The organism is Haloferula sp. A504 (assembly GCF_044385805.1).
In the GTDB taxonomy this organism is placed as follows: Bacteria; Verrucomicrobiota; Verrucomicrobiia; order Verrucomicrobiales; family Akkermansiaceae; genus Haloferula.
In genome coordinates this window covers 66,716-80,112 of the sequence record NZ_JBISBU010000003.1, presented here as the reverse complement: position 1 = coordinate 80,112, position 13,397 = coordinate 66,716, and the positions used below count along the sequence as shown (strand labels likewise).

Sequence of the window (13,397 nt, the reverse complement as noted above, 5' to 3'; positions counted from 1 at the left end):
CCGCATGACCAGCCAAGGCGTTGCGGACTCCCTCGCATGGAGAAGGGCCTTCCAGGCCCTTCTCCATATCTACTAAGCGAACACGTCCTTGATCGGCGAACCCTTGTCGGAAATGCGGAAAGGCCGCTGGCTCGGAGACATGACCACCAGGTCGTGCGGGATGCCGAGGGCGTGGGCGATGGTGGCGTTGAAGTCCTGCGGGGAAACCTCGTCCTTCTTCACCCGCGAGCCGGTCGAGTCGGTCTCACCGTACTTGAAGCCGCCCTTGACCCCGCCACCGGCGAGCAGGCAGGTGAAGGCCGAGGGATGGTGGTCGCGCCCGTCGTTGTGCTCGGTCTTGATCTCCGGCGTGCGCCCGAACTCGGTCGCCACGACCACCAGCGTGTCCTTGAGCAGGCCGCGCTGGTCGAGATCGCTGATGAGCGCCGCGTAGGCCTGGTCGAACTCCTGGCAGCGTCCCTCGACGCCGGCGAAGTTGTCGTAGTGGGTGTCCCACCCGCCGAGCTGGACCTCGACGAAGCGGACCCCGTGCTCGACCAGCCGGCGTGCCAGCATGCAGCCCTGGGCGAAACGGCCGCCACCGTAGAGGCCCTTCGACGACTGCGGCTCGTCGTTGATGTTGAAGGCCTTCAGGTCGTCGCTGTTCATCAGGCGGATGGCTTCCTGATAGAGCTCCTCGTAGGCCTTCACGTCGGCGTTTTCGTAGCGACCGTGGAACTGCTTGTTGAGCCGGTCGGCCAGCGCCAGACGGCGGTCGAAGTCACCCTTCGACACGTTTGCGGGTTTATGGCTGTCCTTGAGGCCCTCGCTCGCGCTGCCGATGGGAGCGGCGGCGTACTTGGCCCCGAAGAAGCCGCCACCGGTCAGGTCCTGTGACGAGTCGATCGCGACGTAGCCGGGAATCTCGGGATTCAGGCGTCCGCCGAGCTTGAGCACCCAGGCTCCGAGCGAGGGATGCTTGATCGTCCCGCGCATCGGATAGCTGGTGTGCATGATGTAGGAGCCCTGCTCGTGGGCGCCCTGCTTCGAGCTCATCGAGTTGACCACGCAAACCTTGTCCATGACCTGCGCGGTCTTCGGCAGGTGCTGGCCGACGAGGATGTCGTCGGCCTTGCTCGGGATCGCCTCGAGCGGACCCATGACCTCCTTCTTGTTCGGCTTGGGATCGAAGGTGTCGAGATGGCTCATGCCGCCGGACATGTAGAGGTAGATCACGTTCTTCGCCTTCGCTCCCGCCGAGGCCGGCGCGGCGGTGGCGACACTGGCTCCGAACATCGGCGCGAGGTGCACGCCGAGATACCAGCGCGCGGCGTTGGACATGAAATGGCGCCGGGTCAGCTCGTCGTGACGGTTGTTTTCAATCTCACTCATCGGTCGAAGGGGCTCATTGGACAAAGAGGAACTCGGAGGACATCACCAGCGCCGAGACGATGTTGCGGTAGCCGGCATCGCCGGCGGCCTTCACCTCGTCGAGCATCCAGCCCATCTCCTCGTCGGACGGCGGACGGCTGAGGATGGCGATGTAGAGGCGGCGGATCTTTTCATGGTCGGTGCTCGCGCCCTCGAGGCTCTTGTAAAGGTGGGCGTCGGCATTGTTGACCAGTTGTTCCTGCACGAAGCCGTTCATCAGCGCCAGCACCTGGCCGACGTTCGGCTCGCGGCTGTGCGACTCGATCACCTCGCGGTCGGCCTGGCCGAAGAGGAACAGCAGGTGGTCGCGCGGCGCCGGACTCGGCAACTCACTGGCCCGCACCTGGGCGTTGCGACCGTAGCTGCGGCCTGCCGACTGCATCGACATCATGTCGTCGCCGCCCTTGCTGCCGCCCTTCTTCACGGCGGCGAGGAACTTGTTGAAGTAGCGGCGCATCTCCTGCTCGGAGTCGATCGCCAGCACCTCGTCGGAGAGCTGCTTCATGTCCTTGCCCTCGAAGTTGACGACCTTCCCGCCAACGCGGATGCGGTTGTCCGCGCTGCGCCGCGGCTTGGTGTCGGGATTTCCGCCCGCCAGCGTGATCAGCGAGTCCCAGATCTGCTCGGCCGAGAGGCGGGCGAGCTGGCGGCCGTGAAAGTCATCGCCGCTCGGCACCTTCGAGGGCTTTGGATTCGGCACAAACTGGAAGGTGCGGGTGTTGAGCAGCACCTTCTGGAAACCCTTGAGGTCGTAGTCGAGGTCGACCATGAGGGCGATCAGTTCGTTCATCATCGCCGGCAGGTGCGTCTCGGAGGCGGGAATGAACTCGTCCACCGGCTCATAAACGCCGCGACCCATCACCCGCTCCCACATCCGGTTGGCGATCACCGAGGGGAACTGCTCGCCGGTGTCGCGGGTCACCCACTCGGCGAGTTCCTCGCGACCGTCCCCGGCATTGCGCCGGTCCGAGAGCCGCACCGTCTTGCCGAAGGGCGTCCTGGCCCCGATCATCTCGCCGGGCTGACCATCGCGGTACTGGTAGTCGCCCGGCAACTCGATGCGCCCCCGGCCACCCCCCGTGAGGGTCGTTCCATAAACCTCATCCCAGAGCACCTGGGCGGCGGCGTAGTCGATGGTGCGGCGGCGGTCCTCCTCACGGACCTCGTCCCAGATCTGGCGCATCGGCTTGCGGTTGCCGGTTCCCTGGCCGTGGACGAAGGCCGCCAGCTCGTAGAATTCCATCCGCTCGGTGTCGCGGAAGGGATCGTCGTGGCACTGCGCGCACTCCATCCGCGAGCCGAGGAAAATCCGCATCGAGTTGGCCAGGTTGTCGAGTTCCATGCCGCGGTCGCGCAGGTAGTAGCCCACCGCCGCCTCGTCGGGGTCCCACATGCTGCCCCTGGCCGCGAGCAGCTCCCGGGTGAGTTCGTCCCACGGTTTGTTGTCGTCGATCGCGCGGCGGACCCACTCGCGGTAGGGCTCGAAGCCGGCCCGGTTTCCCGGCTTGTTGTCGGCCACCCGCAGCAGGTCGAAGGCCCAGTTCGACATGTGGCTCGAGTAGCCCGGCGAGTCGAGCAGGTAGTCGATGAGCTCGGTGCGCTTGTTCCCGTCGTTGATCTCGAGGAAAAACATCGCCTCCTCGGCGGTCGGGACGCGCCCGACGGTCACCAGGAAAGCCCGGCGCAGAAAGGTGGCGTCATCCGTGACGTCCGGCACCTGCAGCTTCTGCTTGCGGTACCAACCCGCCACATGCTTGTCGATTTCCAGCGCCGCCTTGCGCACGAACTCGGGGTCGTCGGTCTTCGACGGCGATGGCGTCGCGGCGGGGAGGGCCGTCGACGACAGCGCCAGCGCAAGGATTGTGAAAAACGGGCCTTTCATGCAATAGGCGGACACTGGACCCGATCTCTCCGGACGTCAATGGAGCCCGAGATCGAATTCCCCGACGTTCTGCCGGTCTCGTGAAGGCCGTCCCGCGACACTCCGGAAAGTTTCTTCAGTTTGGCGCGTCGCCTGCCGGAATTCCACCAGACCCCCTTCCTTCAAGGCTTTGACGCCCACCGGGGCACCGGACTTCAGCCCCCCGCCGCGCGCCTCCACCAATCGCTCCTTGACCTCGGGGCCTCGATTCCGTGGCCTCTTGTCACCAAGCAAGCCGCGAAACCGAGTCGTTGTTTTGCGCCGCGCATCCCCCTCACGGGCACCGATGATGCGTGTTTGAGGGAACCTTGAAAGCCTCGCTCATCCGAGCAGGCCAGCCTGCCACCACCATGTCACACATCACCAAGAAGATCGCCGACGACGACGTCGAACAGGACTACGGATCCAATCCCACCGAGGTCCGTGAAACCGACAAATACCAGGAAGAGTATGTCCGGGGATTCGTCGACAAATGGGATGAACTGATCGACTGGGACGCCCGCGCCAGGAGCGAGGGCGACTTTTTCATCAAGACCCTCAAGGAGCGCGGCGCCAAGCGCGTGCTCGACGTGGCGACCGGCACCGGCTTCCACTCGGTGCGCCTGATCGAGGCCGGCTTCGAGGTCGTCTCGGCCGACGGCGCTCCGGAGATGCTCGCCAAGGCCTTTGAGAACGGCCGCCGCCGCGGCCACATCCTGCGCACCGTCCAGGCCGACTGGCGTTGGCTCAACCGCGACCTCAACGGCAAGTTCGACGCCGTCGTCTGTCTCGGGAATTCCTTCACCCACCTCTTCAACGAGCGCGACCGCCGCAAGGCGCTCGCCGAGTTCTACGCCGCGCTGCGCCACGACGGATGCCTCATCCTCGACCAGCGCAACTACGACATGATCCTCGACGAGGGCTTCTCCACCAAGCACGCCTACTACTACTGCGGCGACAACGTCCGCGCCGAGCCGGAGCACGTCGACGAGGGGCTCGCCCGCTTCCGCTACACCTTTCCCGACGAGTCGGTCTATCACCTCAACATGTTTCCCCTGCGCCGGGCCTACGTCGAGCGGCTGATGTTCGAGGTCGGCTTCCAGCGTGTCCAGACCTTCGCCGACTTCCAGGAAACCTACCGCCAGGAAAACCCGGACTTCTACGTCCACATCGCCGAGAAAAAGTACGTCGGGGAAGAGGAGGAAAACCGATGAGCCGGGCCGACGGATCCCAGGTTGTGGACATCGCCCGCGACTACTACGACAGCAGTGACGCCGACAACTTCTACTACCGCATCTGGGGCGGCGAGGACATCCACGTCGGCATCTACCGGACCCCCGACGAGCCGATCCTTACCGCCAGCCGGCGCACCGTGGACACCATGCTCTCGCGCATCCCGGCGCTGCCGGAAAACGGCCGCCTGCTCGACATCGGGGCCGGCTACGGCGGCTCGGCGCGGGTGATTGCCCGCGAGCGCGGCATCCCGGTCACCTGCCTCAACCTGAGCGCCGTGCAAAACGAGCGCAACCGCGCCATGTCCGCCGAGCAGGGCCTTGCGGAGCTGATCGAGGTCCACGACGGCAACTTCGAGGAACTCCCCTTCGACGACGCCACCTTCGAACAGGTCTGGTGCCAGGATTCCATCCTGCATAGCGGACGACGCCGTCGCGTCTTCGAGGAGGTCGACCGCGTGCTCAAGCCCGGCGGTGGTTTCATCTTCACCGACCCGATGCAGAAGGCAGGTGTCGACCCCGAGTTGCTCGAACCCGTTCTCGCCCGCATCCACCTGCCGTCGATGGGCTCGGTGGAGACCTACATGGGCTACGCCGCCGGACTCGGCTGGGAAACCATCGACATCGACGAAAAGCCCGAATGCCTGGTACGGCACTACAGCCGCGTGCTGGAGGAACTCGAGAAGCGCTCCGACGAGATCGGCGACGAGATCAGCGGCGAGTATGTCGAGCGGATGAAAAGCGGCCTGCGTCACTGGATCGAGGCCGGGTCGAAAGGGGCCCTGGACTGGGGTATCCTGCACTTCCGCAAGCCTGCGTGACCGGGCCATGAGCAAACGCGGCAAGCGGCAGGGCGAGCTGGAGCCGGACTTCATCAAGCTCGGTCCGCTTGAGTTCCACCCCGTCGTTTTCCCGGTCTCCGCCCTGCTCATCCTCGGCTTCACGCTGTGGGGTTTCGTCTCGGCCCGCCAGGATGCCGAGGGAACCGAGAACATCTTCGCCGTCACCCTCGACTGGCTGGCGACCAACTTCGGCTGGTTCTACATCCTGGCCGCCAACCTCCTGCTGATATCGGTCGGCGTCCTGATCTTCTCGCGCTTCGGCCGGATCCGGCTCGGCGGAGCGGATTGCAAGCCCGACTACCGCTACGGCTCGTGGTTCGCGATGCTGTTCTCCGCCGGCATGGGCATCGGCCTGATGTTCTGGTCGGTCGCGGAACCGATGTATCACTTCGGCTCGCCGCCGGGCATTCTCGCCACCGGCTCGCCCGAGGCGGCACGCGAGGCGATGCTCATCACCTTCTACCACTGGGGCCTCCACGCCTGGGGAATCTATGCGCTGGTCGGCTGCGCCATCGCCTACTTCGCCTTCAATCGCGGCCTGCCGATCACCATCCGCTCCACCTTTTACCCGATCCTCGGCAAGCGGGTGCGCGGACCCTTCGGGCACCTCATCGATATTCTCGCCGTCGTCGCGACCCTTTTCGGTGTCGCCACCTCGCTCGGGCTCGGCGTGCTGCAGATCAACTCCGGACTGCATCACCTTTTCCCGAAAGCCATTGCCGCCAACGGCACCACCGCCGGCACCAACGTGCAGATGCTGCTCATCATCGGCATCACCCTGGCCGCCACCGCCTCGGTCGTGAGCGGCCTCGACCGCGGCATCAAGCGCCTTTCCCAAGCCAACCTGATCCTCGCCGGCGCGCTGCTCCTGATGGTCTTCCTGATCGGGCCCACGGCCCACCTGCTCGACGCCCTGCTGCAAAATATCGGCAACTACATTTACCGCCTCGTGCCGATGGCTACCTGGACCGAAACCTATCGCAATGGCGAGGGTGGCGGCTGGCAACACGGCTGGACCATCTTCTACTGGGGTTGGTGGATCAGTTGGTCACCCTTCGTCGGGATGTTCATCGCCCGCATTTCCCGCGGGCGGACCATCCGCGAGTTCGCCCTCGGCGTGCTGTTCGTTCCCACGCTGCTGACCTTCGTCTGGCTGACCGTGTTCGGAAATTCCGCACTGCACGAAGAGATGGCTTATGACAGCGGCATCCTCTCTGCCGTGAACGAAAACTTCAGCACCGCCATTTTCAAGTTGTTCGAACACTACCCGCTGTCCCGGATCACCAGCGGCCTGGCCGTCATTGTCGTTATCACCTTCTTCGTCACCTCTTCCGACTCCGGTTCGCTGGTGATCGACACCATCACCGGCGGTGGTCATCCGAAACCGCCCGTGATCCAGAAAGTCTTCTGGGCGTTGCTCGAGGGCGGCGTCGCCGCCGCCCTGCTCTACGCCGGCGGACTCAAGGCGCTCCAATCCGCCGCCATCACCACCGGCCTTCCCTTCGCCCTCGCTCTTCTGGTGATGACCTTCTGCCTGTTCAAGGCCCTGCGCCGGGAGCGTGCCGACCCAACCGGAAAGGAATAGCTCCGCCGCTTCGAGAGTTCCAATCGCTCAGCGCGCCGCCTTGCGAACGATCAGCCGCGTTTCGACGCCGGGCTTCAGCGAAAGTTCGAAGCCTTCCTGAAGACTCGCCCCCGTGCAGGTGGTCTCGCGGCCGCTGGCGGGATCCTCGACGACATAGTCGGCCTCTGCATCGACCGTGAACCATTCCGGCATGGTGTTCATGCGCGGCCAATCCTTCGCAAATCCCATCTCCACCCGATGACGGGGCTTGTCGAAGACGAGCCTGCCCGACCACGGGCGGTCGGCTTTCAGCACCACCGTCAAGCCGTCATCGGACTCGCTGGCACCGAGCCGCAGGTCGTCGCGCCATGGGCGGGCAATCGTGCCGCGGGTGTGCATGAGCGCGTGCTGCAGGACGGTGCGCACGCCGTTCGACTCGAGCTTCATCGAGCCCCAGAGGTGGTCCTTGTCGGCCACCCGCACCAGGCGGTCCGCCGCCTCGCGATCGGCCCACCCGATGGCCTCGGGCACCGGCAGGCGATTGATGAGATACAGCCCGCCTTCGACCGAGTCCGCCACGCCGTCGATCGAACTGCCCTCCCACGGGTAGTTGGCATAGGCCGGCTTGGCGACCGCTCGTAGCGTGCTCTCGATCCGGTTCCGATAGATGGGCTCACCCACCACCATGTCGAAACAGAGGTAAGCCACGTAGTTGTAGCCCCAACCATCGCTGAGTTGTCCCTTCTTCTGGTCGAGCGCATTGAACATGAGCCCGTCCTCGTTGATGCCGCGGGCGAGGATCTCATCGAGCATCTTGCGGAGGTGGGGACGATATTCCTTCGCCTTCTCCGGGTTGTGGATTGTCTCCACCGCGAAGAGCAGGCCGAGCCCGCCGATGATCTCGCACCCGTGGTCGCGCAAGCGGGTGGGCAGGAAGTCTCCCTTGAGCAGGTAGTGGTCCGCCAGCCGCTCGGCCCATTCGAGATACTTCCGCTCGCCGGTCATCGTGAAGAGCCTGACCAGCGCCTGGATCTGCTCGCCGTTCGCCTCGAGGTTCCGGGTCGGGATCGGCCCGAAGGGTGTCTCGACGTCGGCATGCTTCCAGATGTCGTCTTCGATCGCCCGCATCCGCTCGAACCACGGGTTGTCCCTGCCGGCCACCTCGACGATCGCGATCAGGCCATCCTTGACGTATTCGGACGCGGCGAAAACGAGGTCGTCCTTGGACTTGATCTGCTTCTCCAGTGTCTTCGGGTTGATCGCGGTGGGAATGCGATCGAGGTGGTTGCACAGCCTCTGCTCGGCCTCGAGCACGCCGAGAATCGGACCGTCGATTTTTTCCCGGTCGGTATACCACGCCGCCCAGAACAGAAACGGATAGGTGTCGGCCGCAGCATCGTCGTAGTTCCAGAGCGACTGCCGATAGCGACCACTGCCGCTGGTGTGGGAGAGGTAGAGCCCCGTCTCGGGATCGATCTTCGGCAGCGCCACCTCGTGCAGCCATCGCTGGACCTTGCCCAGTGAGCGGCCGGCAATCTCCGAAGATGCGCGGGCCGATTCCTCCGGAGTCTGTGCCGACAGGCAGGCGGCGGCCAGGAACCCGGTCAATGCGACGACCCGGGAAGTCGTGAGACAAGTCATGAGCGTGCATTTTTGGATACGGCCCAGCCGGGGTGATTCTCGCAGCGAACCCGCCGCGCCATGCATGCCTCTTGGACTCAGGATTTCAGACTCGCCTCCAAAGGAGTGCGGACTTCAGTCCGCCTGTGTCGGAACGGGGCCGGTTGCGGGCGGACTGAAGAGGCTGTCGGGAAACGCGATGGAGCTGACGGTCCTTCCCGTCTTCCGCCGTTTGGAAGCTGACAAAGCTTGAAGAGACGTTCGGCAGGATGCCGAAAGATGTCCGGCGACCCCCGCAAGACCTTGCGCGACAGATATCTGCGCTTCACCTGCCCTAGCCGAATTGCGGATTGCAGGTTCTATGGTGCCGCCGCGGAAACAAGGAGCCGGCCGAATCGTCGCGGACCTCCGGTCGGGTCGGTTACGGTGACGCGCTCCCAGGTGCTGTCGATCGACTCCACGGTTGCGCCACTCAGGTCGAGGGGGCTCCAGTCGTTGGGATCGGAGAGGTCCGAGCAGACCTGCACGGTGTAGGTGACGCCGGGGTTGCTCGCAGCCTTGCGGCGGACGAACTGGATGACGAGTTGCGGCGTTCCATTGGCGGTGATGGCCGGGAGGCCGGCGCTGCCGCCGTTCGGTAGAATGGAGACGTTCGACTCCAGCAGGTCGCCCGCGTTGGGTGCGATGTTGAAGGCGTATTTGAGGAGGTTGGCCACTCCATCGCCGGAGGGATTGCCGTCGTCCTCGGAGCCGTCGGTGGCGAGGCCGTGGAGCACCCGCCAGCTGTCAATGGGCGTGGCCAGAGCCGTTTGCTCCAGGGTGACCCCGCTGAGGGTCGGGTTGAAATCTGCAGGAGTGGCGACGTCGGCCCCGCTGAGCACGATTTGCGTGCTGGTCCCGCTGGCGATGAACTCGTGCACGACGGCAGCGGCTGTGTAGGCCTTCAGGGGGATGCCCTGAGCCACGGCAGGAGAGAAATCGTCGGCGACCAGTACACCGTCCACCCGCACGTCGAAGCGGCGGATCCCATCATTGCTCTCGATGAAGAGCAACTGGAGCTTGTAGTGATTGCCGGGTGTCAGGTTATCCAGCGTGACGTTGATCGTGTTGGGATTGTCCGCCCAGCGGATGGACTGGAAAAGGGTCTCGAGGGTCGTGTCTTCAGCGTCGGGCCCAAACTCGCGGGTGGTCCAGTTGGGGATCTCGTTGGGCGCGGTGACGGTGACGCCGCTGGCATTGTCGGCGGTGAAGGTCGCGTCGCCCGCCTGTCCGGCCGCGCCGTTCGTGCCCACGTTGAAGGCGTGGACGAAGGTGCCGGAGAGGTCGAGGCCGCGGGCCGGACCGAAGCCAAGCACGCGCTCGATGCGAGTGCTGCCCGGCACGCTGCCCGAAAGGGTCGGGTCGCTGCCGGAAAGGATCTCGGTGGCATCGTTGAAGCCGTCGCTGTCGGTGTCGATGAGGACCGGGCTGGTCCCGCCGGTGACCTCGGTGACGTTGTCGAGGTTGTCGCCGTCGGGATCGCTGTCGCCCAGCGCATCCTCCACCGCACCGATGTCGGGCAGTCCGGCGACCACGCGGGTGATGCCACGCTGGTCGAATGCGAGTCCGCCGATGGCCGTGCCGGAGTTGATGGCCGGGCTGCCACTGAGCAAGGCGACCGTCGGGGTCGGCCCGCCGTTGTCGGCGAGAGCGCCGAGGTAAAGGCTGGAGGCGGGGATGCCCACGAGGTTACCGTTGACACCGTGGGTCAAGCCTGCGCCACCGCCGGTGGATAGAAGATTGTTGGCGCTCGTTGCACTGAAGGAGCCGCCGCTGATTCCAGTCACACCCTCAACGCTGTTGCCCGCGATCAGGCTGTTGGTCGCTTCGACTTGATGCGTCCAGATGGCGAAGGCCGTGGTGCCCCCGGTGTTGCCCGTAATGGTGACGTGGCGCAGGGTGTTGGCCGAGGCTCCGGTCAGAATGGCCGTTCCATTCCCATCGCAGGAATTACCGGCGAAGGTGCTGTTCTCCAGCCAGAGCAGCGGGGAGTCGCCCCAGGACTGGATGGCACCGCCTTCCGAAGTCGCGTGGTTGCCTGTGAACGTGCAAGCAAGCGCGGTCAATGAACCGAAGTTCCAGATCGCGCCACCGTTGTCGCCCGTGCCGTCGCGCAGGGTGAGATTCTCCAGCGTCAATGCACCCGAGCCCTCGACGAGGAAGTGCCGTTTGTCCACGCCGTCGGCCACCTTGAGGGTGACACCCGGCGCGGTGGACGGCCCCTGAATGGTGACCGGTGTGGATACGCGCAGCGCCGAAGCATCGGCAGTGTCGTTCCAGCCGGAATCTAGCGTCACCGTCTGCCCCCCCAGCGCCGGATCGAAGGTGATGGTCTGTGCCGTGCCGGTGAAGGTCGCATCCTGAAGTGCTTCGCGCAGGCTGGTGCCTGTGCCCACTCCCGGTTCACTCGTGCCGTCGTTTTCATCCACGGCTGTCGTGACCACGAAATGCGGGACATACTCATAGGCACCAATGTCCGCCGTTCCCACCTGCGGTCGCGCCGTGCCACGCTGGTCGGTGCTGACGCCACCTAAGGCCACCGCCGCGTTCACGGCCGGGCTATCGAGAAGCAACGAACAGGTCGCGTTAGGCCCTCCATTGTCGGCCAGCGCGCCGAGCTTGATATCGGCCAAGGCCAGGCCCACCTGATTGGAATTCACCCCATCGGTCAGGCCGCCGGAGCCACCGGTGCCGATGATATTTCCACTGCCGGTGCAGCTACCGCCAAGATCGGAGGGCGCGCCCCCCTGAAGGTTGCCGGCCACGATGCAGTTGGTCAGGTTCGCCGGGCCGGAGATTCCGCCTCCGGCGTTGACCGCACTATTGGCGGTGACCGTGACGTGCTTCAGCTGGGCGGCGTTGGTAAAGGTGTAGATGGCGCCCCCCTGGTTGTCGGCCGAATTGCCCGCCAGCGTGCAATTGGTCATGGTTAGACTGTTGGCGTAGATGGCACCTCCCAGCCCGGTGGCACTGTTGCCGGTCAGGGTGCAGCGGTTGAGGGTTAGGGGAACGAAACTTAGAATGGCGCCTCCGTCCTGTGCCGAGCCGTTGGCCAGCGTCAGGTCGTTCAAGGTCAGACTTCCTGGGTTCGTTACCGCAAAGAGCCTCAACGCGGAAGCGCTGGTCCGCGCGATGGTGATGCCCGCATCTCCGGTCAGTCCCTGGATTGTGATGGGCGTAGTGATCCAGAATGCCGAAGCCCCGGCGACGTCGGCTTCAGAGTCAGTCACCTGAATGGTCTGCCCTGCCAGGCTGGGCGAGAACACGATGGTCCTGCTGCCACCAAGTGCCTTGGCCCGGTTCAAGGCCTCGCGCAGGCTGGTCCCGGTGCCGAGGGCCGGATCGGCACTGCCGTTGTCCTCATCGACTGCGGTGGTGACCACGAGGTCGAGCACGGTCAGGGTGAAGGATTGGGCGGCATCCGGGCTTGTCCCGTTGGAAGCCGTGACCGTGATCGGATAGCTGCCACCCGTGCCTGCGGCCGGGGTGCCACTCAAAATGCCGGAGGAGCTGAGCGTCACGCCGGCAGGCAGGGGATCCGTCGTGGAAAAAGCGGGGGCCGGATAGCCAGAAGCCAGCATCGTGAAAGAGCCGGCAATGCCGACGCTGAACTGAGCGCTGTTCGCCGTCAGGAAGGTCGGCGCAGCGGGCTCTGCCTCGACCGCTCCAATATCCGGCGAAGCGCCCTGCGGACGGGCCACCCCCCGCTGGTCCGTGGTGAAGCCAATGGCTGCCCCTGCATCAAAGGCCGGACTGGGTCCGCTGAAATCATAGGTCGGGGTGGGTCCGCCATGGTTGGCGAGCGTCCCGAGATTCACGTTGCCACCGATGAGGTTGTGATGACTGCTCGGGCTGATCCCGTCTCCGGCGAGGTCGGGGTTGACGACTGTCGCCGTGTTCTGGGCGATGATCGTATTCACCAGCAGGGGGTAGAGAATACGACTGTAGAGCCCGCCCGCTGACGGCGCGGTGTTGCCGGCGATGGTCGTGTGATTAAGGGTGAGACTTCCCTTGTAGGAGTTGATCCCGCCTCCCTGGTCCGTGGCTGTGTTTCCGCTCACGGTGCAGTTATTCAGCGTCATTTCGGCAAGGTCGCGCAGATAGATACCGCCACCGAAGAAGGCGGTATTATTCATCACGGTGCACCGGTTCAGGACGATAGAGCAACTGGGGCTGGCCGAGAAGATGGCTCCACCGAATTCACCGGGGACATGACCGCCGGAAAGCGTCAGGTCGTTCAGGGTAAGGGTGCCGATGCTCGTGCCACTCACTTCAAAAAGTCTCATGTTCGGAGCACCGGCAGCACGCGCGATGGTGATCCCCGCAGGGCCGGTCAGCCCCTGGATGGTAAGGTAGCTGGCTTGCCCCGGGATGTTGTAGAAGAGCAACGCACTTCCACTGGTCGCTTCCTGGGAGAGTTCGATCGTCTGCCCCGCCAAAGCGGGGTCGAAGGTAATGGTGTGCCCGGTGCCGCTGTTACAGACCGCGTTGACTGCGTCCCGCAAGGTGACCGTGCTGCCAAGACCGGCGACGGTGATGCCCTGGTTGAATCCCGCTGGGTCGGCCGTGCTGTTGACCACGATGGTGTCGGCCCGCAAGGCCCCGATAAGAGCAGAAAGAACCGCCAAAGACATTGCACCGGCACTCCGGAGAGATGAATACGGTTTCATTGGATCCGCTGATTAATTTCACTCTTCGCTTCTGTCAATGGGAACGCATGTGGTGCCAGGAGGGGCGACCCCGAGATCGTTCGTCATCCATTGCCTGCCAATCGGCGAAGCGAGGTCCCC

Annotated in this window: 7 protein-coding genes; 3 read left to right on the top strand and 4 right to left on the bottom strand. The window is 64.5% G+C overall.

The annotated features are described in order from the left end of the window. Positions 1-72 precede the first annotated feature (72 nt). Both ACG2LG_RS02430 and ACG2LG_RS02425 read right to left on the bottom strand, forming a co-directional pair. A complete protein-coding gene (locus tag ACG2LG_RS02430; RefSeq protein WP_396255993.1) occupies positions 73-1,371 on the bottom strand; it encodes a DUF1501 domain-containing protein in 1,299 nt (432 codons plus the stop codon). Between the two features lie 13 nt (positions 1,372-1,384). Continuing rightward, positions 1,385-3,292, bottom strand: a complete 1,908-nt coding sequence (locus ACG2LG_RS02425; protein ID WP_396255991.1) for a DUF1549 domain-containing protein — start codon at positions 3,290-3,292, stop codon at positions 1,385-1,387. Positions 3,293-3,681: 389 nt separating this feature from the next. On the opposite strand from ACG2LG_RS02425, the gene ACG2LG_RS02420 reads away from it, so the two are divergent. Genes ACG2LG_RS02420 through ACG2LG_RS02410 form a run of 3 tightly spaced genes read left to right on the top strand, consistent with a single transcriptional unit; the run spans position 3,682 to position 6,969 of the window. After that, on the top strand, positions 3,682-4,524 hold the full coding sequence (locus tag ACG2LG_RS02420; RefSeq protein ID WP_396255989.1) for a class I SAM-dependent methyltransferase: 843 nt from the start codon (positions 3,682-3,684) through the stop codon (positions 4,522-4,524). Beyond that, positions 4,521-5,363 carry a methyltransferase domain-containing protein gene (locus ACG2LG_RS02415; protein ID WP_396255987.1) on the top strand — a complete coding sequence of 281 codons (843 nt, stop codon included), beginning with the start codon at positions 4,521-4,523 and terminating at the stop codon, positions 5,361-5,363. The genes ACG2LG_RS02420 and ACG2LG_RS02415 overlap by 4 nt, the downstream gene beginning before the upstream one ends. A gap of 7 nt (positions 5,364-5,370) precedes the next feature. Next, a complete protein-coding gene (locus ACG2LG_RS02410; RefSeq protein WP_396255986.1) occupies positions 5,371-6,969 on the top strand; it encodes a BCCT family transporter in 1,599 nt (532 codons plus the stop codon). Positions 6,970-6,996: 27 nt separating this feature from the next. Here ACG2LG_RS02410 and ACG2LG_RS02405 read toward each other — a convergent pair whose 3' ends face one another. After that, positions 6,997-8,589, bottom strand: a complete 1,593-nt coding sequence (locus ACG2LG_RS02405) for a hypothetical protein (protein ID WP_396255984.1) — start codon at positions 8,587-8,589, stop codon at positions 6,997-6,999. 338 nt (positions 8,590-8,927) lie between these two features. Next, a complete protein-coding gene (locus tag ACG2LG_RS02400) occupies positions 8,928-13,205 on the bottom strand; it encodes a choice-of-anchor Q domain-containing protein (RefSeq protein ID WP_396255983.1) in 4,278 nt (1,425 codons plus the stop codon). Positions 13,206-13,397 lie beyond the last annotated feature (192 nt).